The sequence below is a fragment of the Polynucleobacter duraquae genome, assembly GCF_000973625.1.
GTDB lineage: Bacteria > Pseudomonadota > Gammaproteobacteria > Burkholderiales > Burkholderiaceae > Polynucleobacter > Polynucleobacter duraquae.
The window spans coordinates 1,524,624-1,549,555 of record NZ_CP007501.1 but is presented as its reverse complement, the minus strand read 5'-3'; the positions used below and the strand labels follow the sequence as shown (position 1 = coordinate 1,549,555).

Genomic DNA, 24,932 nt, shown 5'->3' with positions numbered 1-24,932 from the left:
TTAGCTCATCATGACGTTTGACCGCCGCATTTTCAATTTCGCTGCGGGGCCGGCTACCTTGCCTGAAGAGGTATTGAAGCAGGCTGCTGCAGAGATGTTGAATTGGCAAGGCTTGGGTGCAAGCGTCATGGAAGTGAGTCATCGAGGCAAAGAGTTCATGGCCTTGTATGAGGAAGTATTGCAAGACTTACGCACCCTCATGGAAATCCCGGATTCCTATGAAATATTGATGCTTCAAGGTGGTGGATTAGGTCAGAATGCTGCCATTCCCATGAACCTGATGCCCTTAGCCAAAAATGGCCCAAAGGCAGATTTTTTAGTAACTGGCGTTTGGTCGGAAAAGTCGTATAAAGAAGCGGAGAAGTATGGTGTTGCTCATTTAGCAGCCTCTTCTGCGGCTGAAAAATTCAATACGATTCCTGCGAGATCTACTTGGCAACTATCAGATGATGCTGCTTACGTTCATTACTGTGCGAACGAAACCATTGGTGGCGTAGAGTTTCCAGATGTACCTGATGTCAATGGCAAGCTTTTGGTTGCCGATATTTCTAGCAATATCCTTTCCAGAGAAATCGACATCACAAAATGTGGGGTTTGGTTTGGCGGCGCACAAAAAAACATTGGCCCATCTGGCGTAACGATTGTGATCGTTCGCAAAGACTTGATGGGACACAGTATGAAAATTACGCCATCGATTTGGGATTGGTCTAAACAAGCAGCAACTGACTCCATGTTAAATACGCCGCCCACTTTCTCGATTTATATGGCGGGACTAGGCTTTAAGTGGTTACTCAAGCAGGGCGGTGTAAAAGCGATTGAGAAACGCAATCTAGAAAAAGCAGATTTGCTATATAACTTCTTGGATCAGAGTAGTTTGTATGAGAATCGCGTTACCAAAGAATATCGCTCCAGAATGAACGTCACCTTTTTCCTAAAGAATGAAAATTTAAATGCCCAGTTTCTTGAGCAATCTAATGCAGCAGGCTTGGTTGCCTTGCGTGGCCATAAGGCGGCAGGCGGTATGCGCGCGAGTATTTACAACGCAATGCCATTAGAAGGCGTCAAGGCCTTAGTGGAATTTATGCGTGACTTTGAAAGGCGTGCTTAATGAGCTCCAAAGACCAAAGTACAGAAGAACAGCGCCTAGCGCCCATCCGCGACAAGATTGATGCACTAGATGCGCAGATTTTAGATTTGTTGTCACAGCGTGCAAAAGCTGCCCAAGAGGTTGGCCATATTAAAGGTGGATTTTCATCGCCAGTATTTAGGCCGGAGCGTGAGCGTCAAGTTGTTGCGCGCATACAGGAGCTTAGTAAGGGCCCGTTATTGCCTGATGGTATTGCTGCCATTTGGCGTGAGGTAATGTCGGCTTGCCGTGCCTTAGAGGCTCGTCAGACCATTGCCTATCTTGGACCAGTAGGAACATTTTCAGAGCAAGCAGCCCAAACCTATTTTGGCCACTCGATTGCGGGTCTTCCTTGTAATAGTTTGGATGAAGTATTTAAAGCGGTAGAGAAGGGCGCGGCGCAGTTTGGTGTTGTGCCTGTAGAAAATTCCAGTGAAGGTGCGATTTCAAGAACCTTAGATTTGCTTCTAGATTCTCCGATGCGAATTAGTGGTGAAGTGGTACTGCCTATTCGCCACCATCTTTTAACGAAGAGCGGTAGCTTAGATGGCGTAACTACGGTTTGTGCTCACGCCCAAGCGTTGGCGCAATGTCAGCAATGGTTGAGTTTGCATGCACCCCACTTAAAGCGTCAGGCAGTGAGTAGTAATGCAGAGGCTGCTCGTCTGGCTGCCAACGATCCTACTTTGGCGGCGATTGCTGGTGATCCTGCACAAGAAGCTTATGGATTGCAGGCGGTCGCTGCACAGATTCAAGATGATCCGCATAACCGTACACGTTTTGTCGTGGTCGGTACTTACGAATGTCAGCCTACCGGCAAAGATCAAACCTCTCTAGTGCTATCGGTGGATAACCAGCCAGGTGCTGTGCATCGTTTATTGGAGCCCTTGGCTAAACATGGTGTTTCCATGAATCGCTTTGAGTCTCGCCCTGCTCGCAAAGGAACTTGGGAGTACCACTTTTATATCGATGTATCGGGACACGCTGAAGATGCAAAAGTAGCTAAAGCTTTGGAAGAGTTAAAAACTACAGCTGCTTTTTATAAAAACCTTGGCTCATATCCTCATTCAGCATGACATCAAAATCTAATATTGGCTTAAAGCATATCCATGCGATAGCCCCCTATGTCGGCGGGCGACCTATCAGTGAGGTTGCACGTGAGTACGGCCTTGATGAAAATAAGATCGTGAAACTCGCATCCAATGAGAACCCATTGGGTATGCCAAAGTCCGCGCAAGATGCGATGCTCAAGGCTGCGAGTGACTTAGGTCGCTATCCAGATTCGAATGGCTTTGAATTAAAGAATGTTTTATCAGCGCGCTTAGGTGTCCCAGCGGATTGGATTACCTTGGGCAATGGCAGTAACGACATTTTGGAATTAGCTGCACGCGCAGTAGCTCAAGCTGGCGATGAGGTGATTTTCTCTAAACACGCCTTTGCGGTTTATCCATTAGCGACACAAGCTGTTGGTGCTAAGGCGATTGAAGTGGCTGCAACTGCAATGTATGGCCATGACCTGCCTGCCATGTTGCAAGCAGTTAAAGCCTCAGGTGATAAAGCGAAGTTAGTGTTTGTGGCCAACCCGAATAATCCGACCGGTAGCTACTTAACTGCTAAAGAGATCGAAGATTTCTTAATGGCTGTACCCACTCATGTGGTGGTCGTATTGGATGAGGCTTATAACGAGTACCTTAACCCAGAGCAGCGCTATGACGCTATTGCATGGGTGAAGCGTTTCCCCAATATGATTTTGTCTCGTAGCTTCTCAAAGGCTTACGGCTTAGCAGGTCTTCGTATTGGCTATGGGGTAGCGCAGCCTGCTTTGACTGATTTGCTCAACCGCATTCGTCAGCCATTTAATGTGAATAGTCTTGCACAAGCCGCGGCGATCGCAGCGTTCCAAGATTCTGCTTTCTTGCAGCAGGGCTTTGAATTGAATCGCGCGGGTTTAGTTCAGCTAACGCAAGCATTTGATGCGCTTGGCTTAACTTACCTTCCGTCGGCTGGCAACTTTGTATTGGTGAGAGTGGGTGAGGATGATGGCGCAGGCGCTCGCATTAATTTAGAGCTACTCAAGCGCGGCATTATTGTTCGTCCTGTTGGCAACTACGGCTTGCCACAATGGTTGCGTATTTCCATCGGCTTGCCCCAAGAGAATGCAGTCTTTATTGACGCCCTTAAAGATATCTTGGCGCAGCAGTAATTCAAGGTCTATTAGATAAATTTCATAAGACAATGGCCATCATTAATCCATCCAGTAATTACGGAACCGTCGCGATTGTTGGTGTTGGTTTAATTGGTGCCTCCTTGGGTCTAGCATTAAAAAAAGCGGGAGTGGTCAATGAGGTCTTGGGTGTTGGCCGTAGCGCTCCTAATCTAGATCAAGCTCTTAAGATCGGTGCTATAGATGCTGTAGTTGACCTAGCTAAGGCGGCTCAGCAAGCTGATGTGATTGTATTGTGCATGCCAGTGGCGCAGATGCGCGCAGCCTTTGAAGCCATCGAACCTCATCTTGAGCCCAGAACAATGATTACCGATGCGGGCAGCACTAAGGGTGACGTGATTTTGGCTGCTAAAGAAGTCTTGGGTAAAAAAGCTTGTCAGTTTGTGCCGGCGCATCCGATTGCAGGTGGTGCGCAACATGGTGCAAGTGCAGCAAAAGCGGATTTATTTGAAGGCAAGCAAACCATCCTGTGTCCGCTACAAGAAAACTCCCCGCAAGATATAGATTTAATCGAAGGCTTTTGGCAGTCAGCTGGCTCCGTTGTTAAAAAGATTTCCTGTGTCCAGCATGATGCGATTTATGCGGCAGTCTCTCATCTGCCACACCTCTTGTCTTACGCATTAATGGCCAGTGTTGTGAACTCAGAAGATGCCGACCAAAAGCTCAGTCATGTGGGCGCAGGCTTCAAAGATTTCACCCGCATCGCTGCCTCGAGTCCCGAGATGTGGCGAGATATTTGTTTGGGTAATCGAACGGCAGTTCTTAAAGAGCTTGATCAATATTTGCTCATCGTGAACCACATGCGTAAATTGATTGCTGAGAATGATGGTTCTGGCTTGGAGAAGTTGTTCAACAAGGCTAGCAAAGCACGCCAAGATTTGGATGGGCTTTGATGAGTGGCTTACCGAATATCAAAATTGGACCATTCAAGCGAGCACAAGGCTCAATTGTCTTGCCTGGATCAAAAAGTATTTCAAATCGCGCCTTGTTACTAGCCGCCCTATCTTCAGGCACAACAACCCTTAAAAATCTTCTAGATGCTGACGATACCCAGGTGATGCGTAATGCGCTTCGCCAGCTGGGTTTATCGGTGATTGATCTAGCTGACAATGTCTGCGTGGTTGAAGGTTGTGGTGGTAAGTTCCCAGTGCAAAACGCAGATCTCTTTATGGGTAATGCTGGTACGGCAATTCGTCCGCTAACAGCAGCTCTAGCAATGCAAGGTGGTAACTACCGTCTATCTGGTGTGCCCCGTATGCACGAAAGACCTATTCGAGATTTAGTAGATGGTCTGCGCCAAGTGGGCGCAAAGATTGATTACGAATTACAAGAAGGTTATCCGCCAATTAAAATTCTTGCTGCGGATATTGCAATTCAAGATGTGGTGAGGGTACGCGGCGATGTCTCTAGCCAATTCCTGACTGCCTTGTTGATGGCCCTGCCTTTAGTTGCAAAAGAGCCTGTCAAGATTGAAGTTATCGGCGAATTGATTTCTCGTCCTTATATCGATATCACGCTTAAGCTGATGGCGCGCTTTGGCGTCAAAGTAGCTTGCCCTGATGCGCAGTCGTTTGTGATTCCTGCTAAGACTTCTGATGCGGTATACCAAAGTCCTGGAGCGCTTTCTGTGGAGGGTGATGCATCTTCTGCTTCTTACTTCTTGGCGCTTGGCGCGATTGGTGGTGGACCAGTGCGTGTATTAGGTGTTGGAAGCGAAAGTATCCAGGGTGATGTGGCTTTTGCTGATGCGCTCGCTTTAATGGGTGCGAAGATTTCATCGGGCGAAGATTGGATTGAAGTTGCTGGCGTTCGGAATGCCAACGGCAAGCTCAATGGCATCACGATCGATTGCACGGAGATTCCGGATGCGGCGATGACTTTGGCTGCTGCGGCTTTATTTGCTGAGGGTCCCACTCGCTTAAACAATATTGCGAGCTGGCGCGTGAAGGAAACTGATCGTATTGCGGCCATGGCTAAGGAATTAAAGAAGGTGGGCGCTATTGTCGAGGAGGGCGCCGATTACATCGTGGTGCAAGCCCCCAAATCATTCGCCGACTGGAAATTTCCTGCTCAGGGTATCGATACTTATGACGACCATCGCATGGCAATGTGTTTCTCATTAGCTGCTTTTGGCCCCAATGCTCTCCAGATCAATGACCCTAATTGCGTTGCCAAAACCTTCCCTACTTACTTTGCTGAATTTGCAAAGATCGTTTCCTAAAAGTCCTTTTTAATGAATTTGCCGCCAGTCATCGCCATTGATGGACCTACAGCCTCTGGCAAAGGGACTGTCGCCTCCTTAGTGGCTAAAAAGTTAGGCTTTCATTATCTGGATAGTGGGGCGCTATATCGACTGGTTGCCTTGGGTAGTCAAAAAGCGTCCATTGAGCCTCAAAATGGCCCAGAACTGGGTATTTTGGCTAAAAAACTAGTGATTTCGTTCAAAAATGGCCAAATTTTGCTCAATTCGGAAGATGTGACAGATGCTATTCGTACCGAAAGCATTGGTTTGCGCGCGTCCGCAATAGCAGTACATCCAGAGGTTAGGCAGGCTTTAGTGGGTGTTCAGCATGGTTTTAGGGTGGCTCCAGGCTTGGTTGCTGATGGTCGCGATATGGCAAGCGTGATTTTCCCGGATGCTGTTCTGAAGATTTTCCTCACGGCAACAGCTGAGGCTAGAGCAGAACGTCGGTATAAGCAATTGATAGCTAAGGGAATTTCTGCTAAACTAGAGCACTTGCTGCATGATTTACAAGAGCGCGATGCCAGAGACAGTAGTCGAGGTACAGCCCCTTTGTTAGTCGCAGACGGCGCCGAAGTGCTAGAAACATCGGAATTATCGATAGATCAAGCAGTTAAGACGGTTTTAGATTGGTATCAATCAAAAGTTGCTTAATTTTTGGTGGGCAGTTAACAGAAGTGGAAGTAGAAGTAGAAGTTGTTTTGGCGTCTTAAGAAACTCTACAACGCGATTATCTAATTTAGCGTGTTTCTTGGGGCTTTTTTAACCTAACCCGTCAGGCCTTCTGGCGGCACAAAGTGAATATATAAATGTCTGAATCATTTGCAGAACTATTTGAAGAATCATTAACCCGATCGAATATGAAGACCGGCCAAGTTATTTCGGCTGAAGTACTTCGCATCGACCATAACTTCGTCGTTGTTAACGCTGGATTGAAATCCGAAGCGTTTATTCCTGTTGAAGAATTCCATAACGACGCTGGCGAGATTGAAGTAGCTCCTGGCGATTTCGTTTCTGTTGCTATTGACGCTCTTGAGAATGGCTATGGCGACACAATCCTCTCCCGTGACAAAGCAAAACGCTTGGCATCATGGATGAATTTGGAAAAAGCGCTTGAGCAAGCTGAGATCGTTACTGGTACTGTTACCGGTAAGGTTAAAGGCGGCTTGACTGTCATGGTTAACGGTATCCGCGCATTCTTGCCTGGATCACTCGTTGATACACGCCCAATCAAGGACACCAGCCCTTACGAAGGTAAGACGATGGAGTTTAAGGTTATCAAGCTTGACCGCAAGCGTAACAACGTAGTGTTGTCACGTCGCGCAGTTGTTGAAGCTAGTCAAGGTGAAGAGCGCGCGAAGTTGATGTCTAACCTCAAAGAAGGTAGCGTTGTTCAAGGTATCGTTAAAAATATTACTGACTACGGCGCGTTCGTGGACCTCGGTGGTATTGATGGCCTCTTGCACATTACCGATTTGGCATGGCGTCGTGTGCGTCACCCAAGCGAGATGTTGACTGTTGGTCAAGAAGTGACCGCGAAGATTTTGAAGTTCGATCAAGAGAAAAACCGTGTTTCACTCGGCGTGAAACAACTTGGCGATGATCCATGGGTTGGTATCGCTCGTCGTTACCCACCAAACACCCGTTTATTCGGTAAGGTAACCAACCTGACTGACTACGGCGCGTTCGTAGAAATCGAATCTGGTATCGAAGGTTTGGTACACGTTTCTGAAATGGACTGGACTAACAAGAACGTTGCTCCAAGCAAAGCTACTGCATTAGGAACCGAAGTGGAAGTGATGGTTCTGGATATTGATGAAGACAAGCGTCGTATTAGCTTGGGCATCAAGCAGTGCAAAGCAAATCCATGGGAAGAGTTCTCACGTGGCCAACAAAAAGGCGACAAGTTGACTGGCGCAATCAAGTCTATTACTGACTTTGGTGTATTCATTGGCTTGCCTGGCGGTATTGACGGTTTGGTTCACCTCTCAGACATTTCTTGGAATGAGCCAGGAGAAGAAACTGTTAAGAAATACAAAAAAGGCGATGAAGTTGAAGCTACTGTATTGGCTATTGATGTTGAGAAAGAGCGCATCTCTCTTGGTATTAAGCAGTTGTCTGGTGACCCATTCAACAACTACACATCCGTAAGCGACAAGGGTAGCCTTGTAACTGGTACTGTGAAGGCTGTTGATGCTAAGGGTGCAACTATTCACTTGGCTGATGAAGTTGAAGCTTACTTACGTGCCTCTGAGATCTCAACAGACCGCGTTGAAGATGCACGCAATGTATTGAAAGAAGGCGATAGCGTAACTGCAATGATCATCAATATTGATCGCAAGTCACGTGTAATCAATCTTTCAATCAAAGCAAAAGACAGCTCTGACCAACAAGATGCTATTAGCAAGCTCCAAGGTGATGCGCAGTCTGGCACAACCAATTTGGGCGCTTTGTTAAAAGCAAAAATGGACAATCAAGGCTAAATCAATATCGCCGCTTTCCGGTAGGAGAGCGGCGGTTTTTTATTGATAGATATGTCAGATCAAGAGCAACAAGCAATTACCCGTTCCGAGCTCGTGGAGAGTTTGGCGGAGCAGTTTCCCCAGCTACTACCAAGAGACGTAGAGTTGGCAGTAAAAACTTTGCTAGACACAATGACTCACGCTTTGGCTGAAGGTAAGCGGATTGAGTTGCGCGGTGTTGGTAGTTTCGTTTTGCATCACCGTCCTGCACGTACAGGTCGTAACCCAAAATCTGGTGAGAAGGTGTTGATCCCAGAAAAGCGTGTGCCCCATTTCAAGCCGGGTAAAGAATTACGTGAACGTGTTGATTACAATCCTCTGAAGCAGGTGAGCCCTAAAGAGGGTTCTGGTGCCTAGTCACATAGCGCATATCCAGTGGTCCATTCGGACCATTTTTTTATTTAAGTTCTGCATAGCATGATTCAGATTGCTACCTCCTGGCTACTGTTAATACCAGTCATGTTTGGGATTGGCTGGTTGGCTAGTCGCTGGGATTTGCGCCTTGAAAATCGCATGGATGAGCGTGAGCGTATGCGTCAGCAGCGTTCAACCTTTAAAGGCTTAAGCCTCTTATTAAATGAGCAGCCTGATCAGGCAATTGAAACCTTGGTGAAGATCGCTCAGCTTGATCCTGAAACAATCGATCTTCACTTTGCTTTAGGTAATTTATTCCGTCGCCGTGGCGAAACTGAGCGTGCAATTCGAGTGCATCAACACCTAGCTAATCGCGATGACTTAAAGCCACGCGATCGAGACCACGCTGCCTATGAATTAGGCCGTGATTTTTTACGTGCTGGTCTGTTAGATCGCGCTGAAGCATCATTAAATCGTGTGGGTGAAGGCAAGTTTGCTGCCCCTGCAAAAGAGAGTCTGCTCGAGATGTATCAAATTGAGCGGGACTGGAAAAAAGCCATCATTGCTGCTAGTGAGCTCGAGGCCTTACAAGGAAAATCACATCACACCGAGATTGCACAGTTTCATTGTGAGCTGGGTCAAGAAGCATTGCGTCGCAAAGATTTACCAGAGGTTGAGCAATCTATTCAATTGGCATTACAAGCGGTCCCGCATCATGCACGTGCACTCATTTTGCAAGGTGACTATTTGATAGCCATGGATCGCCCAGCTCAGGCAATCGATGTATGGGCTGTAATTGCGAAGACTCACCCTGCTTACATGCATTTGCTTGCGGATCGCTGGATGGCCGCGCATACAGCGCTTGATAAGGCTGATTTAGGTTTGGGCGCGCTTTGCGAGTTGCTGCAAACCCAAGCCTCTGGTGAGTTGCTCGACATTGTGCAAAAACATATGACCCAAATTCGTGGGGCACAAGCTACTGAGGTGATGCTAGTTGAGGTGATGCAGCATTCACCAAGTTTGAGCGCCCTTTCAAAATTGGCGCAAACACGTTTGGCATTAGCTGAGAGTAATGGCACCCCAGAGCGAGTTTCTGATTTACAGGCAACATTGAGTTTATTGAAGCAGCGTACGACCAGTTTGGCTCGCTATACCTGTGGTAACTGTGGTTTCCGTGCGCGTCGTTTTTACTGGCAGTGCCCAGGCTGTAATCATTGGGAGGCATACTCACCAAGACGCAGTGAGGGAGCTGTTCCTAGCGGCCCTTCGATGTAATCTGAGTGGCAATTACTAATTAAATATTGAATTATTTGGAGCTATCTTGAAAGTCACCATCATTGGCAGCGGTTACGTTGGTCTTGTTACTGGCGCTTGCTTAGCAGAGCAGGGTAATAACGTTTTTTGCGTAGACGTAGATTCCAAGAAGATTGAGATTCTCAATTCTGGCGGCGTCCCTATTTACGAGCCAGGCTTAAAAGAGATGATTGAGCGCAACCGCGCGGCGGGCCGCCTGCAATTCTCTACTGATATTGCCGCCTCGGTTGCCCATGGTGACATTCAATTTATTGCAGTTGGCACTCCGCCAGATGAAGATGGTTCTGCTGATTTGCAATACGTTGTAGCAGCCGCTCGCAACATTGGTCGTCATATGAGCACTCCTAAAGTGATCGTCGACAAGTCGACTGTGCCAGTAGGTACGGCAGATAAAGTTTTAGCAGCGATTACCGAGGAGCTCAATAACAGAGGGCTCTCACCAGAGCTTTGTTCAGTAGTTTCTAATCCAGAGTTCCTCAAAGAGGGCGCTGCAGTAGAGGACTTCATGCGCCCGGATCGCATTGTGATCGGTACGCAAAATACCCCAGCAGGTTTGCGTGCTAAAGAGCAAATGCGCAAACTCTATGCCCCATTTAATCGCCACCATGAGCGCACCTATTACATGGATGTAAAGAGTGCTGAGCTCACTAAATATGCAGCTAATGCGATGTTGGCAACTCGCATCTCTTTTATGAACGAGTTAGCCAATCTGGCTGACTTAGTTGGCGCCGATATTGAAGCAGTTCGCCAAGGCATTGGTTCAGACTCCCGCATTGGTTATGGCTTTTTATATTCCGGTACTGGCTATGGCGGCTCCTGCTTTCCAAAAGACGTTTCTGCCTTATCAAAGACTGCTATTGAGCATGGACGTGATCTAAAGATTCTAGATGCTGTTGAAGCAGTAAACGAAGCTCAAAAGTACATTCTCGTAGAGAAGATTGAAAAACGATTTGGTGCTGACCTTAAGGGTAAGAAGTTTGCGATGTGGGGTTTAGCATTTAAACCAAATACCGACGATATGCGCGAAGCCCCTAGTCGAGTCATCATCCAGGAGTTAGTTAAACGCGGCGCCCAAATAGTGGCCCATGACCCCGTAGCGATGCCGGAAACTCGGCATTGCCTTGAGGTGGACTTTAAAGGTAATCCAGAAGGTCTTAAACAGGTCACTTTGGTGGATGATCCGATGGTTGCTACCCAAGGGGCTGACGCTCTCGTGATCGTGACTGAGTGGAAAGCCTTCCGAAGCCCTGACTTTGACCTGCTCAAAGCCAAACTGAAGAACCCCATCATCTTTGATGGCCGTAATCTGTATGAGCCACAAGCTATGCAAGAATTAGGTATTGAGTACCAAGGTATTGGTCGTCATAATTAATAGTAAGTACAGAAATCCATAAGAGAGATTAGAGAGATTAGTTACATCGTGGAAAAAGCTAACCGAGAACAATTTTCTAAAGCCCGCTTATTGGTAGTGGGTGACGTCATGCTTGATCGCTATTGGTTTGGTGATACGAATCGGATCTCTCCTGAGGCGCCAGTACCCGTTGTTCAAGTAGGTAAGATTGATGAGCGTTTAGGTGGCGCTGCCAACGTGGCTCGTAACGTTGCAGCTCTTGGTGCTAAGACAACGATCTTGGGTGTAATTGGCGATGATGAGCCAGGACGACACGTTACAGATCTTTTGAAATCCAGTGGCGTTGATAGTCAATTAGAAGTTGACGGCAAAGTGCCAACAACTGTGAAGTTACGAGTTATCGCAAGACAGCAGCAGTTGATACGTTTGGACTTTGAAGAGGCTCCTAGTGAGTCAGCGCTCGCTCATAAGTTAGAGCGCTATGAAAAGCTTGTAGGCGATGCTGATGTGGTGATTTTGTCTGACTACGGTAAAGGCGCCTTAGGTCAGGTCGCCTTGATGATTGAACAGGCGCGCGCTCAAAAGAAAATGATTCTCGTTGACCCTAAAGGTGACGATTACGCTAAATATCGTGGCGCCACAGTACTTACTCCAAACCGTAGCGAGCTCCGCCAAGTCGTGGGTAAGTGGACTAGCGAAGAAGACTTGACCAAGAGAGCGCAAGATCTTAGAAAGTCATTGAACCTAGAAGCCTTATTGCTGACCCGCTCAGAAGAGGGTATGAGCTTATTCACTGAGACGGGCGTTAGCCACGTTAAGGCGCAAGCACGTGAAGTATTTGATGTATCGGGCGCTGGTGATACGGTCATTGGCACTCTCGCAGTGGCAATGGCGGCAGGTTGGCCACTCGAAAGAGCGATGGCTTTAGCTAATCGGGCTGGTGGTATTGTGGTTGGTAAGTTGGGTACAGCTACCGTTACTTCTGAGGAATTGCAATGACCATTATCGTGACCGGCGCGGCTGGCTTTATTGGCGCCAATATTGTTCAGGCGCTCAATACCCGTGGCGAGAAAAATATTATTGCGGTCGATGATTTACGTCCCGCTGATAAGTACCGCAATTTAGCGGATCTAGACATCATTGATTTCCTTGATAAAGACGAGTTTCTGCAGGCATTTAGAAGTGGTCGATTTGGCAAGGTAAGGGCGGTGTTCCATGAAGGAGCTTGTTCCGATACGATGGAAACCGATGGCATCTTCATGATGGCAAATAATTTCCGTTACACCATGGATTTGCTCGATATCTGTACAGAGCAAAAAGTGCAATTACTCTATGCCTCTTCAGCTGCAACCTATGGTGGCTCTGATGTATTTATAGAGAGTCGCGAGCATGAGAAGCCATTGAATATTTATGGCTACTCCAAGTTCCTATTTGATCAAGTAATGCGTAAGCGCTTTGCTGAAAAAGCCCATGCTGCACAAGTGGTTGGCTTCCGTTACTTCAATGTCTACGGTCCACGTGAATCGCACAAAGGTCGTATGGCTTCAGTGGCATTCCACCAATATCACCAATACAAGGCTAATGGCAAGGTAAAGCTTTTTGGTGAATATGGTGGTTATGCTGCTGGTGAACAAAGTCGTGACTTTGTATCAGTAGAAGATGTAGTGAAGGTAAATCTCTATTTCTTAGATCATCCAGAAATCAGTGGCATCTTTAATCTCGGTAGTGGCCGTGCACAACCATTTAATGATGTTGCTCATGCGGTAGCCAATGCGATGCGCAAAATCGATAACGCCAATCCTGCTAGCTTAGAAGAGTTGGTCAAAGAAAGGGCAATTGAGTACATCCCATTCCCAGATGCGCTCAAAGGTAAGTACCAGTGCTTTACGCAAGCGGATTTAACCAAACTGCGTGCTGCAGGATATTCAGAACCCTTCCTCAATGTGGAGCAGGGTGTCGGTCGCTATGTTGAGTGGCTTGAGGCCAACTCAGGCTTTTTGGCGAGCCCCCTTTAGGTCAAGCGCCAACCCTCTTGTGAGTTAGTAACTCTGAAGGCTTAAGAGAGCCTCTACTTGGGAGACTCTCACCTTATTTTAGGCTAATATATTGCTTATAAAAACTAGGAGTTTTCTATGCGTAAGCACTCGCTAATTCAATCACTATTGTTATGCTGCAGCATAACAGTGCTGTCTAATTTTTCATTTGCTGTCCCCAATAAAGATGAAGTAGATATTGAGAATGTGAAGGCTCCACCTAGAGATGTGAAGGATATTTTGCAGATATTGAGTCAGACTCGACAGGATCAGGCCCTAATAGAAAAGGCAAAAAAAGTACTTACTAAACCTCTGCCATCGACAAATGACCCTCGCGACCTAAATAATTACTACTATCAGCGCGCTGTTGCTGAAAATACGCTGGAAAACTCCAAAGAAGCTTTAGAGAATTTTAAAAAAGCTGCAATTGACCATCCCAGCTTCGATATTGCAATGCAGTTAGATGAAAGAATGCAGTATGCCCAGCAGGAGGCACTAAGGGGCCACCTAATTCTTGCTAAAAAAATAGCTGAAGAAACAAAAGCAATGATTCCTAATAATCTTGGCGGTTGGAAGATTAGTACTGGGCAAAATATTGTCAATATATGTTTGCGAATGGGAGATTTTGAATGTGCCAATAAAGCCTTGGCCACCCTTGAAAATGACTACTCTAATCTAATTAGCGTAGCTAGAAATCCAAACTTTATATATAAAACTAACTGGCAATTGGGTTATGAGCGGGCTCGTGGCAGAGTATTTATGTCGGAAGGTAAATTTATTGAAGCCGAGAGGAGCTTTAGAACTGCTCTGAGCTTAAATAAAACTATTCTTGACAACGTCAAAGATAGTAATAAAGATGCCTTGGATAATGAGGTCAGAGTATTGCAGGATATTTCAAGTACGCCCAGATATGCCTATGGGCAAAGAGTTGGTTTATATAACCAACTAGCAAATGCTTTTCTAGGTCAGCGACGTTTAATTGATGCTGAATATTGGGCGAGAGAGTCGGTTGTACTGGCGATTAATCGCGAGGGGGTGAATTCTGCTAGCACTTGTTTTGCATTATTAACCTTGTCAAAAATTATTAGCGAGCAAGGGCGTCAGGCTGAGGCAGTAATGTTATCTCAGGCAGCTCTCAAGGTTGCAATGCAATCAACAAATTATTCTGCATCTCCATTAATTGCGGCAGCAAGAAAAGCCTTAGGTACATCATTGGCTGCGGATGGTAAATATGTACAGGCAGATAAAATATTCAATGAAATGTTGGATGGTATTAAGAGCGATCCTGAGCTTGCCTCCAGTTATCAATCTGGCGATCTCGATTGGGCTATTGCTTTAGTTAAAACAGGTAAAGCATCCCAGGCTGTGGCCATGACTACAGATATGCTTTCTAGGGCGGGCGCTCGAATGGAAAAGAGCTCCCCACGTCTTGCCGCAATCAGAGCATTTAATGCATCTGCGCTTCAAGTGTCAGGACAAGGTTCTCAAGCACTATCTGAGTTCAAGCAATCTATTCCGATTCTGGTTGATCAGGCGCGAAATGATTCGGAAAACTCCACCGCAACAATACGGCAAACCCAAAGAATGATCTTTGTTTTAGAGGAGTATTTGGCCTCTTTAGCCCAGCAAGCAAAAACAGATTCATCTGGAGCGGCGGCGGCTGAAGCCTTCCAAATTGCCGATCTTGCTCGTGGGAGCGGTGTACAGCGTGCCCTTACTTCAAGTGCAGCTCGTGCGACTATTTCCGATCCGCAATTAGCATCTTTAGCGCGCCGTGAACAAGATTTGCAACAACGTATCAATACTTTGACGGAACTTTTGACTGGATTATTATCTGCCCCGACTGCGCAACAACTCCCTGCTGCTCAAGCCAAGATTCGTACTGACATCGCTACCTTTAAATCCCAGCGTGAGGATCTGAAAAAAGAGATTGAGAAAAAGTTTCCGGACTATGCTGAACTTGTTGAGCCAAAACCGGCCTCTGTAGAACGAACTCAAAAAGCGTTAAAGCCTGATGAAGTTTTGGTCTCATGGTATTTCACAGATAGCGTGGGTTATGTTTGGGCAATTAGCAAAGATAAACCTGTACAGTTTTTTCAGCTTGCTGTTGGTCGTGCCCAAATTGCAAAAGAGGTAGCGCAACTACGTAAGTCTTTAGATCCAGGCGTTGCTACGATCGACGAGATTCCGCCGTTCGATGTGGCGTTAGCAAATCAACTTTATCAACAAGTTCTTGCCCCAGTGCAGAGTGCATTTATTGGTAAAAAGGTGATGTTGACCGTACCGCATGCAGAGCTTGGCCAACTACCCTTATCCTTATTAGTTACCAAGCCAACATCTCAACCTGCCAAAGGTGGTGCCACACCATTTAGTGGATATAAAACTGTTCCTTGGCTAACACGGGACATTGCCGTTGCGCAGGTCCCCTCTGTTACTGCTTTAACAGCCTTACGTGCATTACCAGCCGGTAATCCAAATCGCAAAAACTTTATTGGTTTTGGTGATCCTTACTTTAGTAGTGAACAAGAAAAGTCTGCGCAAAAACAAGTAAAGGCTACTCAACTTGCGACTAGAGGTATTCCACTGTCATTGCGTAGTGCGCCTAAGACCTCTGGGGTAAGTTCTGCGGAGCTGGCCTTGCTTCCTCGCTTACCAGATACCAGTCTTGAGCTTGAAGAGATTGGTAAGGCGATTGGTGCTGGAGATGGCGATATCTTCTTGCATCGTCAAGCTTCTGTGAAGCAAGTCATGTCTACTGATCTCTCTGATCGCAAGGTAGTCATGTTTGCTACTCATGGTTTAGTTCCGGGAGAGCTCAATGGCCTTACTCAGCCCGCATTGGCACTATCTTCCCCGGATGTGACAGGCGATAAAGATGACGGACTTCTGACTATGGATAAGGTACTCACCTTAAAGCTCGATGCTGATTGGGTAGTGCTATCTGCATGTAACACTGCTGCTGGAGAGGGTGCTGGTTCTGAAGCAGTCTCAGGCTTGGGTAGAGCCTTCTTTTTTGCTGGTGCTAAAGCACTCTTAGTATCTAACTGGCCGGTTGATTCTGCGGCGTCTAGAACCATGATGACTGATCTATTTAAAAGCCAGCAAAAAGCTCAAGGTACCAGCAAGGCTGAGTTATTACGTCAGGCCATGCTAAATCAAGTAGATCAAGGCGGTATGAAAGAAGGTAATACGATGAAATACTCCTATGCGCACCCCTTGTTTTGGGCTCCTTTTGTAGTGGTTGGCGATTGATTTAATATCTATCAAATCACTTTTAACTAATTTTCTTATTTTGGAATGATGATGAAGCTTACTCAAATCTTATTTTTAACTAGTCTCATGACCGCAACTTCATGGGTCAGTGCGGCACCTTTAATTAGCGCCAAAGAAGCTGCTTTGCCAGCGGCATCTGGAGCATTAGCTACCCGTGGGATTTCACGGGGTCCATCGGTGAAGCTAGTTTCCCCAGAAGCTGACACTCCAGTCAGCTCTCCGCTTGACTTTAAGGTTAACTTTGAAGCTCGCGGAGAAGGAAAGATTGATCCATCTTCAATCAAGGTTGTTTATATGAAATCCCCCTTTGTGGATTTAACACCCAGATTAAAAAATTCTATTAGCGCATCTGGTATTGATTTTTCAAAAGCAGATGTACCTTCCGGCTCTCACACAATCCGCGTAACGGCAAAAGATACTGATGGTCGAGAAACAAATACCGTTTTCACTCTAGTCGTTAAATGATGAATTGCCCATACTGCCTCTCTGAAGTTTCTGAAGAGGCATCAGTCTGCAAGATTTGTACGCGGGATCTCTATTTATTCAAGCCCATGATGGCCAAGGTAGCAGAGCTCGAAAAGCGCCTTGAAGAGATTCCGAATCAAGATGCCTATGAGCATCGCATTGCAGAATTGCAATTATTGTTAGATGAACAAGTTCAAAAGCAGGTTGAGCCAAGAGGCCTTGCTTTATCCATGCTGGATATTGTTATATACATCGGCATTCCTCTTGCGCTCTTATTAGCTGCGCATGGCTTAATCTCGATTGTTTACGATACTAAGCCGCTCTACTTAAGGCTGATCTCTATGATCCTACCTTTACCTTTCGGGTACTTCCTATTTAAAAGTACTACTCGCAAATTATTTCCTTGGTTTATGGGCGTCGTTTTTTTAGCCATTGCTTCTGTTATTGGCATGAGCTGGATGACTTCCTTAGTGGATGGTTCTCCAATTTGGCCTCAAAATACATTTGAATGGCGGGAAGTTCTGGAATATTCCGCAAGTATCGCCTTTAGTTTCCTAACTGGGATGCTTCTCGGTGGGGTAGCCTATGCGAGCAAACAAAGGCATTTACGAAAAGCAGCGATCAACCCCTTTCTTAAGGCGGTTGTTGCCGGCTTGGGGGAGGGGCGAATCTCGCCAACAAGCCTTCATGGCCTCATGAAGAAGTTGCAAGAATACGGCGGTACTATTGTGGCACTTGGAACTACTGCGGTATCTATTTACACCGGTTTAAAAGGTATTATTGGCTGAGTAGGTTTCTCCTGATTTAGATGTCGTCTGCATAATTTCGTCAACATTCGTAATTTTCATTCGTTGTAATTGATCCACTTGCGCTTTGTGTGAGTGGATTTTTTATTAACTGATGGAGATTAGATGAATCAATTATTAAAGTCTTTAGTATTTTCAGTATTTATAGCTACCTTAGGTTTGGCTGCCGCCTCGCCCATCAATGTCAATACTGCTACTCAGTCTGAGCTCGAGAGTATTAAGGGGATTGGCCCCTCTAAAGCGAAGACAATTATTTCCGAGCGCTTGGACGGTGGACACTTTCAAGATGCCAATGACCTGCAAAAGCGTGTTCGTGGAATTGGTATTAAATCTGTGGAAAAGATGGTGGATAACGGCTTAACTATTGAGGCACCGAGTTCTTTTCGTGAACCGCATGGCCGTACCAATAAAGAGGGCTCCAAGACTGGCAGACGTGGCTCACGCGGTCAAAGTGGTGCGCGCAATCATTCGGATCGTTCGGAACCAAGTCGCCGAAATTAAACCGTTTTACGTCTAGCCTAGCTTATGGCTAAAATGGTTTCATGAACACACCTTCTTACTTAACTATTTCACAGACCGTGGGTAATACGCCCTTGGTTCGTTTGCAACGCATCCCCGGCGCTGAAAATGATTCCAAAAATAATCTGATCTTAGGAAAGTTAGAGGGCAATAATCCAGCGGGGTCGGTAAAAGACCGACCTGCGCTGTCGATGATTCTGCGCGCACAAGAGCGTGGAGAAATTAAACCTGGCGACACCCTGATTGAAGCTACTAGCGGTAATACTGGTATTGCTTTGGCAATGACTGCCGCAATGTTGGGTTACAAGATGGTTTTGGTGATGCCTGAAAATCAAAGTATTGAACGCCGTCAAAGTATGGCTGCTTACGGTGCAGAACTCATTTTGACAGCAGCTTCTGGCGGCATGGAATTTGCGCGTGATTATGCATTGCAGTTGCAGAAAGAGGGTCGCGGTAGATTGTTAGACCAATTTGCGAATCCGGATAATCCACGTGCTCATATCGAGACCACTGGCCCAGAAATCTGGCGCGATACCGATGGTCAAGTGACGCACTTTGTCTCATCAATGGGTACTACTGGAACCATTACCGGAGTCTCTACTTATTTAAAAACCATGAACCCCAATGTTCAGATTATTGGCGCGCAACCAGAGGAAGGTTCGCAGATTCCAGGTATTCGTAAATGGGCTCCTGAATATCTGCCTAAGATTTATCAGGGTGATAAGGTTGATCGTATTGAGTATGTGAGCCAAGCAGATGCGGAAGAAATGGCTCGCCGACTTGCGGCTGAAGAGGGTATCTTCTGTGGCATCTCAGCTGGTGGAGCTTTAGTAGTTGCCTTGCGAATTGCTCGCCAGGTAGAAAACGCTACGATTGTCTTTATCGTTTGCGACCGTGGTGATCGCTATCTATCTACTGGTGTCTTTCCGGCGTAAGGCATTCAAGCTTCAGCATTAAGTCTGCTTAGGCTTTTTCTTATTGGGACTCTTCTTGGATTTGGCTTTAGTGGATTCGTTTGCCTTTGTTTTAGGCTTGCTGACCGGCACTACGCTTTGATTCTTGTACCCTAGGGCCTCTGCAAATTCTGCAACACTTTGTGCATAAAAGTAACTGCGGTTGTATTGCACAATTGTCAGAAAGTTATTTAAGCCAACTACATAGCGCACTTGATCATTACCATCTTGATCGGGATAGGGAAGGTCAACAATGAGCGCTTTGCTTTGCGGCTCAACGCCACCCAGCTGAAGATCACCTTGCTCTTTATTTAGGATTCCTTTGGTGATGAGTTCTTCAATAGTGTATTTGAGCTGAGGCTCACCATCAGCTAGTGCTATTGCTTCGCTGATCGCCGCTTCTTGTATGGGGAAGTAAATCGGCATCCCTGGCTGCCAGCCATGCTTTCTCATAAAGTTGGCAACGCTGGCAATGGCATCTTTGGGGCTTTGCTTAAGGTCAATCCGACCGTCTCCATCACCATCCACTGCAAAGTTACGGATGCTGCCAGGCATAAATTGCGGTAAGCCAATAGCTCCTGCATAGGAACTATTTTGACTGAGACAGTTATTAAAGCGAGATGGGCTCAATCCTTGATTGCTATTGTTTGCTGGTAAGCTGCCGCCACCCTCAGTCCAGCACATGAGTATGAGTTCTTGAAGCTGATCTTTGAAGAGCTGCTCTCTACTCGCTTTATTGGGGGTATCTGGATAGCTGAAGGCTAGCGTAGAAAGTACATCCTTTACTCGAAAATTTCCAGTTTGACGACCATAAATGGTTTCAATGCCAATAATCGACACAATGACTTCTGCTGGGACACCAGACTCTTGTTCAACTTTACTGAGGAATGCTTGGTTTTGCTCCCAAAAAGCCTTGCCAGCCTTCAGGCGAACTGGCTCAATAAAGCGCTTGCGATAGGCCACCCAATTCTTTTTAAAGCTGCCCGATGGGGGTAGTACCAATTTGCGAATAGAGGGAATCGTTTTAGCATCTGAGAAGCCTGATTCAAGGCTTGATTGAGGGATTCCCTGAGTTTGAGCAATTTGAGTCAAGAGCTGGTTGAGACTTTGGCTAAAACGGACTTCTGTTGCAACATCTTCAGACTGGTTTACGATAGTCTCTGCAGGGCTAACTTGCTGAACACGGGTACTGGAGCAGGCGCCAAGTAGCAGTGCTACTAGTAGTGTTGAAGCAAGATGGGAGACGCGAAAATTCATGGATATGAGGATGGGTTTTTGAAAAGTTGGTGGGTTTAATTAGATTATAAAAAACTACAGTTTTGCTATTGAGGATTTCTAGTAATGACAACAGGATACATAACTCATCCAGATTTTCTAAAACATGAGATGGGTAGCCATCATCCTGAGTGCCCGGAGCGGATTCAGGCAATCAATGATCAGTTAATTCGTAGTGGCATCGATCGCTTTCTGCAGCATCTCGATGCCCCCTTAGCAACTGAAGAGCAGCTAGAGTTAGTTCATAGCCCAGACCACATTGCCTTTGTTAAAGAGCGCTCACCAGCGAGTGGTTACTTCATGCTCGATGGTGACACCATCATGAACCCCCACACTTGGAGCGCTGCGCTACGTGCAGCTGGTGCTGCCATTGCGGGTGTTGATGCGGTCATGAAGGGTGAGGTTGAAAATGTATTTTGTGCGGTTCGCCCGCCTGGGCATCATGCAGAGCCAACTCGCTCAATGGGATTTTGTGTTTTTGACAACGTTGCCGTAGCAGCGCGATATGCGATGGAAGCATACGGTATCGAACGGGTGGCCATCATTGATTTTGATGTTCATCATGGTAATGGGACCGAGGCGGCATTTTTTAATGATCCCAATGTGCTCATGTGTAGTTTCTTCCAGCATCCGTTTTATCCATATAGCGGCTTAGATAGAGCAAGTAATATGGTGAATGTACCGCTTCCAGCCTCTACGCGTGGTGATGTAGTGCGCTCAATAGTGGAAGAACAATGGCTACCACGCCTACGGGATTTTGAGCCTGAACTGATCATCATTTCTGCAGGTTTTGATGCTCATCGTGAAGATGACTTGGGTCAGATGGGTTTAGTGGAAGATGACTATGCTTGGATTACTAAGCAGTTGAAAGGCGTTGCTAACCAATATGCTCAGGGTCGTATCGTCAGCTGTCTGGAGGGTGGTTACAACCTTTCTGCTTTGGGTCGTAGCGTGGTGGCGCACGTCAAAGCACTTGCTGATATTTAATTGAAGTCAGATTCCAGAAATTTAGAAACGAGAAGATCAATATCTAAGGAGCGCATGGCTAATATTTTTGAGCAGGGCTTAGAGCGTAATCCTGCAAACTTTACTCCGATTACTCCTTTATTATTTCTGGAGCGATCCGCCCAAGTCTACCCTGATCGTTTGGCGGTGATTCATGGCAAGCTTCGTCAAACTTGGGCTCAAACTTATGAGCGTTGCTGTCGCTTAGCAAGCGCCTTGCAAAAGCAGGGCATTGGCTTAGGTGACACGGTAGCCGTAATGTTGCCCAATACGCCACCAATGGTTGAGGCACATTTTGGAATTCCGATGTCTGGTGCGGTATTGAATGCGTTAAATACACGCCTTGATCCCGAGTCAATCGCTTTTATGCTCAATCATGGCGAAGCAAAAGTCGTGATCGTAGATCCTGAGTTTTCGGGGGTGATGAAAAAAGCCCTTGAGATAGCCAGGAAAGAAAGTGGTCGTGAGTTTTTGGTGATTGATGTCGAGGAAACAGAGTTTGATGTTCCTGGTGAAAAGCTCGGGAAACTCACTTATGAAAAATTCCTGTCTGACGGCGACCCTCAATTCGACTGGCAAGTACCTGCAGATGAGTGGCAAGCCATTTGTTTAAATTACACCTCAGGCACTACCGGCAACCCAAAGGGGGTGGTGTATCACCATCGCGGCGCAGCGATCAATGCCATCTCGAATATTTTGGACTGGGATATCAGCAAGCACCCCACCTATCTGTGGACCCTCCCGATGTTCCATTGCAATGGCTGGTGCTTTCCATGGACGGTCGCTGCACGCGCTGGCATTAATGTTTGCCTCCGTCGCGTAGATGCACAGCATATTTTTGCCGCCATTAAAGATCATGGCGTCACCCATTACTGCGCCGCTCCGATTGTGCATAACCTTCTAGTCAACGCCCCTGACGAATTAAAACAAGGGGTGTCTGCAGGTGTAAAAGGCTTAATCGCAGGCGCCGCACCTCCTGCATCCATCATTGAAGGGATGGAAAAGCTAGGGTTTGATTTAACCCATGTCTATGGATTAACGGAGACCTACGGACCAGCAGCGGTATGCGTCAAACAAGATGAGTGGAATGATCTTGATATTGGAGAGAGGGCTCGCCTCAATGCTCGCCAAGGTGTTCGCTACCACCTGCAGCAGGCGATAGCTGTTCTTGATCCTGAAACTCTTGAGCCAGTCCCTCCCGATGGCGAAACGATGGGCGAGATTATGTTCAAGGGTAATATCGCCATGAAGGGGTATCTTAAAAATGAGAAGGCAAGCAAAGAGGCTTTTGAGGGCGGCTGGTTTCATTCTGGTGACTTAGCGGTGATGAACCCCGATGGCTATGTGAAGATGAAGGACCGTAGTAAAGACATCATCATCTCTGGTGGCGAAAATATTTCCTCTGTGGAGGTTGAAGATGTCCTTTATCGCCACCCAGCTGTCATGGCTGCTGCAGTAGTTGCGAAGCCAGACCCCAAGTGGGGGGAAACTCCTTGTGCCTTCCTAGAAATTAAGCCGGGAATGGAAGTTACGCCAGCTGACATCATTGCCCATTGCAAGCAGCATTTAGCTGGTTTTAAGGTGCCAAAAGCCATCGTGTTCTGCGAGTTGCCCAAGACCTCTACTGGCAAGATTCAGAAGTTTGAACTTCGCAAGCAGGCTGGCTCGGCTTCAGCCATTGATGTCTAACACCAGCCCCGGCCGGGCGGATAAAATAGAGCAGTTACTCAAAAATAGAGATCAAGCATGAAAATCTTAGTGGCAGTAAAGCGTGTTGTTGATTACAACGTCAAAATTCGGGTGAAATCAGATAACTCCGGTGTGGATCTGGCAAACGTCAAAATGAGTATGAATCCATTTGATGAGATTGCAGTAGAAGAAGCGGTTCGATTAAAAGAGGCTGGTGTTGCTACTGAGATAGTAGTGGTTTCTGCTGGCGCCACTCAATGTCAAGAAACTTTGCGTACTGCCTTAGCAATTGGCGCAGATCGCGCGATCTTGGTAGAGACCGATACTGAATTACAACCCCTAGCTGTGGCAAAAATTCTCAAAGCGCTTTCTGAGAAAGAGCAGGCTCAGATCATTATTTTGGGTAAGCAGGCAATCGATGACGACAGTAATCAGACGGGACAGATGCTAGCTAGCTTAATGGATATTCCTCAAGCAACTTTTGCTTCCAAAGTGGTAGTTACCGATGGTAAAGCGAACGTGACTCGTGAGGTGGATGGCGGCTTGGAAACCATTGCGATTACCTTGCCCGCAGTCATCACTACTGACTTGCGTTTGAATGAGCCGCGCTATGTGACTTTACCAAATATCATGAAAGCCAAAAAGAAGACCTTGGAAATCATGAAGCCGGAAGAACTGGGTGTTGATATTGCTCCACGCCTCAAAACCCTCAAAGTAGAAGAGCCACCAAAGCGCTCTGCCGGTGTAATGGTGGCTGATGTAGCGGCGTTAGTAGATAAACTTAAAAATGAAGCGAAGGTAATTTAAATGGCCGCACTCGTTATTGCTGAACACGATAATCAATCCTTAAAGGCTGCAACGCTCAACGCCGTTGCAGCTGCTTTGCTGTGTTCCCCTGAGGTGGATGTTTTGGTTGCCGGTAATCAGACGGATGTTGCTGCCGCCGCTGCAGCGAAAATTACTGGTGTACGTAAGGTGATTCAAATTGACGCACCTGCATTGGTAGATCAATTAGCTGAGCCTTTGGCTGCGCAAATTTTATCAATTGCAAGTACTTATAGCCACATCCTGGCACCAGCAACTGCCAACGGTAAGAATGTCTTGCCACGCGTTGCTGCCAAACTAGATGTAGCGCAATTATCTGATGTCACTAAGGTTGTCTCACCGGATACCTTTGAGCGTCCTATCTATGCGGGTAATGCGATTGCTACTGTGCAATCAGCTGATCCAGTAAAAGTGATTACCGTTCGTACAACCGGCTTTGATCCGGTCGCTGCCAGTGGTGGTTCTGCCGCCATTGAAAAAGCAACGTTAGCCGACAGTAAAGTTCAATCCTCTTTTGTGGGTCGTGAGCTGACTAAATCTGATCGTCCTGAGCTCACTGCTGCCAAGATTATTGTTTCTGGTGGTCGTGGTTTGGGTTCTGGTGAAAAGTATCAAGAGATTGTTGTGCCTTTGGCTGACAAGCTCGGTGCTGCACTTGGTGCATCACGAGCTGCAGTAGATGCAGGTTATGTTCCAAATGATTACCAGGTAGGTCAGACCGGCAAGATTGTTGCCCCGCAGCTATATGTTGCCGTTGGCATCTCTGGTGCTATCCAGCATTTAGCGGGTATGAAGGACTCTAAGGTGATCGTCGCGATTAATAAAGATCCTGAGGCGCCAATCTTTAGTGTTGCTGATTATGGTTTAGTTGCCGATCTGAATACTGCCGTTCCAGAATTAACTAACTTACTTGGTTAAGGCATTTAAGAGATCTCTTTAACTTTCTTTACCTCCGA

At 46.6% G+C, this 24,932-nt stretch carries 21 protein-coding genes and 1 pseudogene; 21 read left to right on the top strand and 1 reads right to left on the bottom strand.

Annotated features, from left to right (window positions below):
- Window positions 1-10 precede the first annotated feature (10 nt).
- The 17 genes and pseudogenes from serC (at window position 11) to cysM (ending at window position 19,164) form a co-directional block, all read left to right on the top strand.
- Window positions 11-1,108, top strand: a complete 1,098-nt coding sequence (gene serC / locus CL55_RS08015; RefSeq protein ID WP_046330615.1) for a 3-phosphoserine/phosphohydroxythreonine transaminase — start codon at window positions 11-13, stop codon at window positions 1,106-1,108.
- Entirely contained in the window at window positions 1,108-2,202 is a 1,095-nt protein-coding gene (gene pheA / locus CL55_RS08010) for a prephenate dehydratase (protein WP_046330614.1), read from the top strand. Before serC ends, pheA begins: the two co-directional genes overlap by 1 nt.
- Window positions 2,199-3,329 carry a histidinol-phosphate transaminase gene (gene hisC, locus CL55_RS08005; protein WP_046330613.1) on the top strand — a complete coding sequence of 377 codons (1,131 nt, stop codon included), beginning with the start codon at window positions 2,199-2,201 and terminating at the stop codon, window positions 3,327-3,329. Before pheA ends, hisC begins: the two co-directional genes overlap by 4 nt.
- A 32-nt stretch (window positions 3,330-3,361) precedes the next feature.
- Window positions 3,362-4,243 (top strand): prephenate dehydrogenase, encoded by an 882-nt coding sequence (locus CL55_RS08000; protein ID WP_046330612.1) that lies wholly within the window; start codon window positions 3,362-3,364, stop codon window positions 4,241-4,243.
- Window positions 4,243-5,571, top strand: coding sequence for a 3-phosphoshikimate 1-carboxyvinyltransferase (gene aroA / locus CL55_RS07995; RefSeq protein WP_046330611.1), 1,329 nt, complete (start codon window positions 4,243-4,245; stop codon window positions 5,569-5,571). The genes CL55_RS08000 and aroA overlap by 1 nt, the downstream gene beginning before the upstream one ends.
- A gap of 12 nt (window positions 5,572-5,583) precedes the next feature.
- The gene (gene cmk, locus CL55_RS07990; RefSeq protein WP_046330610.1) at window positions 5,584-6,246 is read left to right on the top strand and encodes a (d)CMP kinase; all 663 of its coding nucleotides are present in this window, start codon (window positions 5,584-5,586) and stop codon (window positions 6,244-6,246) included.
- Window positions 6,247-6,401: 155 nt separating this feature from the next.
- A complete protein-coding gene (gene rpsA, locus CL55_RS07985; RefSeq protein WP_046330609.1) occupies window positions 6,402-8,075 on the top strand; it encodes a 30S ribosomal protein S1 in 1,674 nt (557 codons plus the stop codon).
- A 51-nt stretch (window positions 8,076-8,126) separates the two neighbouring features.
- Window positions 8,127-8,423 (top strand): annotated as a pseudogene (locus CL55_RS07980) (integration host factor subunit beta); the annotation flags it as partial.
- 108 nt (window positions 8,424-8,531) lie between these two features.
- Window positions 8,532-9,743, top strand: a complete 1,212-nt coding sequence (gene lapB / locus CL55_RS07975) for a lipopolysaccharide assembly protein LapB (RefSeq protein ID WP_046330607.1) — start codon at window positions 8,532-8,534, stop codon at window positions 9,741-9,743.
- A 46-nt stretch (window positions 9,744-9,789) separates the two neighbouring features.
- On the top strand, window positions 9,790-11,154 hold the full coding sequence (locus CL55_RS07970; RefSeq protein ID WP_046330606.1) for a UDP-glucose dehydrogenase family protein: 1,365 nt from the start codon (window positions 9,790-9,792) through the stop codon (window positions 11,152-11,154).
- A 48-nt stretch (window positions 11,155-11,202) separates the two neighbouring features.
- Window positions 11,203-12,132, top strand: coding sequence for a D-glycero-beta-D-manno-heptose-7-phosphate kinase (gene rfaE1, locus CL55_RS07965; RefSeq protein WP_052728806.1), 930 nt, complete (start codon window positions 11,203-11,205; stop codon window positions 12,130-12,132).
- Window positions 12,129-13,148, top strand: coding sequence for an ADP-glyceromanno-heptose 6-epimerase (gene rfaD, locus CL55_RS07960; RefSeq protein ID WP_046330605.1), 1,020 nt, complete (start codon window positions 12,129-12,131; stop codon window positions 13,146-13,148). Before rfaE1 ends, rfaD begins: the two co-directional genes overlap by 4 nt.
- 117 nt (window positions 13,149-13,265) lie before the next feature.
- Window positions 13,266-16,418 (top strand): CHAT domain-containing protein, encoded by a 3,153-nt coding sequence (locus CL55_RS10485; protein ID WP_052728805.1) that lies wholly within the window; start codon window positions 13,266-13,268, stop codon window positions 16,416-16,418.
- 87 nt (window positions 16,419-16,505) lie between these two features.
- On the top strand, window positions 16,506-16,904 hold the full coding sequence (locus CL55_RS07950) for a hypothetical protein (RefSeq protein WP_156156291.1): 399 nt from the start codon (window positions 16,506-16,508) through the stop codon (window positions 16,902-16,904).
- Complete coding sequence (locus CL55_RS07945; protein WP_156156290.1) at window positions 16,901-17,692, top strand: hypothetical protein; 792 nt, start codon at window positions 16,901-16,903, stop codon at window positions 17,690-17,692. Before CL55_RS07950 ends, CL55_RS07945 begins: the two co-directional genes overlap by 4 nt.
- 123 nt (window positions 17,693-17,815) lie before the next feature.
- Complete coding sequence (locus tag CL55_RS07940; RefSeq protein WP_046330602.1) at window positions 17,816-18,211, top strand: ComEA family DNA-binding protein; 396 nt, start codon at window positions 17,816-17,818, stop codon at window positions 18,209-18,211.
- A gap of 41 nt (window positions 18,212-18,252) precedes the next feature.
- A complete protein-coding gene (gene cysM, locus CL55_RS07935) occupies window positions 18,253-19,164 on the top strand; it encodes a cysteine synthase CysM (RefSeq protein ID WP_046330601.1) in 912 nt (303 codons plus the stop codon).
- Between the two features lie 18 nt (window positions 19,165-19,182).
- Here cysM and CL55_RS07930 read toward each other — a convergent pair whose 3' ends face one another.
- Window positions 19,183-20,439: a lytic murein transglycosylase gene (locus CL55_RS07930; protein ID WP_046330600.1), complete on the bottom strand. Its 1,257-nt coding sequence runs from the start codon at window positions 20,437-20,439 to the stop codon at window positions 19,183-19,185.
- Window positions 20,440-20,523: 84 nt separating this feature from the next.
- On the opposite strand from CL55_RS07930, the gene CL55_RS07925 reads away from it, so the two are divergent.
- The 4 genes from CL55_RS07925 to CL55_RS07910 are packed head-to-tail and all read left to right on the top strand — an operon-like array spanning window position 20,524 to window position 24,894.
- Window positions 20,524-21,444 (top strand): histone deacetylase family protein, encoded by a 921-nt coding sequence (locus CL55_RS07925; RefSeq protein ID WP_046330599.1) that lies wholly within the window; start codon window positions 20,524-20,526, stop codon window positions 21,442-21,444.
- Between the two features lie 54 nt (window positions 21,445-21,498).
- Entirely contained in the window at window positions 21,499-23,151 is a 1,653-nt protein-coding gene (locus CL55_RS07920; RefSeq protein ID WP_046330598.1) for an acyl-CoA synthetase, read from the top strand.
- Between the two features lie 57 nt (window positions 23,152-23,208).
- The gene (locus CL55_RS07915; protein WP_046330597.1) at window positions 23,209-23,958 is read left to right on the top strand and encodes an electron transfer flavoprotein subunit beta/FixA family protein; all 750 of its coding nucleotides are present in this window, start codon (window positions 23,209-23,211) and stop codon (window positions 23,956-23,958) included.
- Window positions 23,959-24,894, top strand: coding sequence for an electron transfer flavoprotein subunit alpha/FixB family protein (locus CL55_RS07910; RefSeq protein WP_046330596.1), 936 nt, complete (start codon window positions 23,959-23,961; stop codon window positions 24,892-24,894). It abuts the gene before it with no gap.
- Window positions 24,895-24,932: the final 38 nt, after the last annotated feature.

What these genes read in the sequence shown, in the direction of transcription:
- serC (WP_046330615.1), top strand. Translation starts at nt 11, where the DNA reads ATGACGTTTGACCGCCGCATTTTCAATTTCGCTGCGGGGCCGGCTACC.
- pheA (WP_046330614.1), top strand. Translation starts at nt 1,108, where the DNA reads ATGAGCTCCAAAGACCAAAGTACAGAAGAACAGCGCCTAGCGCCCATC.
- hisC (WP_046330613.1), top strand. Translation starts at nt 2,199, where the DNA reads ATGACATCAAAATCTAATATTGGCTTAAAGCATATCCATGCGATAGCC.
- CL55_RS08000 (WP_046330612.1), top strand. Translation starts at nt 3,362, where the DNA reads ATGGCCATCATTAATCCATCCAGTAATTACGGAACCGTCGCGATTGTT.
- aroA (WP_046330611.1), top strand. Translation starts at nt 4,243, where the DNA reads ATGAGTGGCTTACCGAATATCAAAATTGGACCATTCAAGCGAGCACAA.
- cmk (WP_046330610.1), top strand. Translation starts at nt 5,584, where the DNA reads ATGAATTTGCCGCCAGTCATCGCCATTGATGGACCTACAGCCTCTGGC.
- rpsA (WP_046330609.1), top strand. Translation starts at nt 6,402, where the DNA reads ATGTCTGAATCATTTGCAGAACTATTTGAAGAATCATTAACCCGATCG.
- lapB (WP_046330607.1), top strand. Translation starts at nt 8,532, where the DNA reads ATGATTCAGATTGCTACCTCCTGGCTACTGTTAATACCAGTCATGTTT.
- rfaD (WP_046330605.1), top strand. Translation starts at nt 12,129, where the DNA reads ATGACCATTATCGTGACCGGCGCGGCTGGCTTTATTGGCGCCAATATT.
- CL55_RS10485 (WP_052728805.1), top strand. Translation starts at nt 13,266, where the DNA reads ATGCGTAAGCACTCGCTAATTCAATCACTATTGTTATGCTGCAGCATA.
- CL55_RS07950 (WP_156156291.1), top strand. Translation starts at nt 16,506, where the DNA reads ATGACCGCAACTTCATGGGTCAGTGCGGCACCTTTAATTAGCGCCAAA.
- CL55_RS07945 (WP_156156290.1), top strand. Translation starts at nt 16,901, where the DNA reads ATGATGAATTGCCCATACTGCCTCTCTGAAGTTTCTGAAGAGGCATCA.
- CL55_RS07940 (WP_046330602.1), top strand. Translation starts at nt 17,816, where the DNA reads ATGAATCAATTATTAAAGTCTTTAGTATTTTCAGTATTTATAGCTACC.
- cysM (WP_046330601.1), top strand. Translation starts at nt 18,253, where the DNA reads ATGAACACACCTTCTTACTTAACTATTTCACAGACCGTGGGTAATACG.
- CL55_RS07930 (WP_046330600.1), bottom strand. Translation starts at nt 20,439, where the DNA reads ATGAATTTTCGCGTCTCCCATCTTGCTTCAACACTACTAGTAGCACTG.
- CL55_RS07925 (WP_046330599.1), top strand. Translation starts at nt 20,524, where the DNA reads ATGACAACAGGATACATAACTCATCCAGATTTTCTAAAACATGAGATG.
- CL55_RS07920 (WP_046330598.1), top strand. Translation starts at nt 21,499, where the DNA reads ATGGCTAATATTTTTGAGCAGGGCTTAGAGCGTAATCCTGCAAACTTT.
- CL55_RS07915 (WP_046330597.1), top strand. Translation starts at nt 23,209, where the DNA reads ATGAAAATCTTAGTGGCAGTAAAGCGTGTTGTTGATTACAACGTCAAA.
- CL55_RS07910 (WP_046330596.1), top strand. Translation starts at nt 23,959, where the DNA reads ATGGCCGCACTCGTTATTGCTGAACACGATAATCAATCCTTAAAGGCT.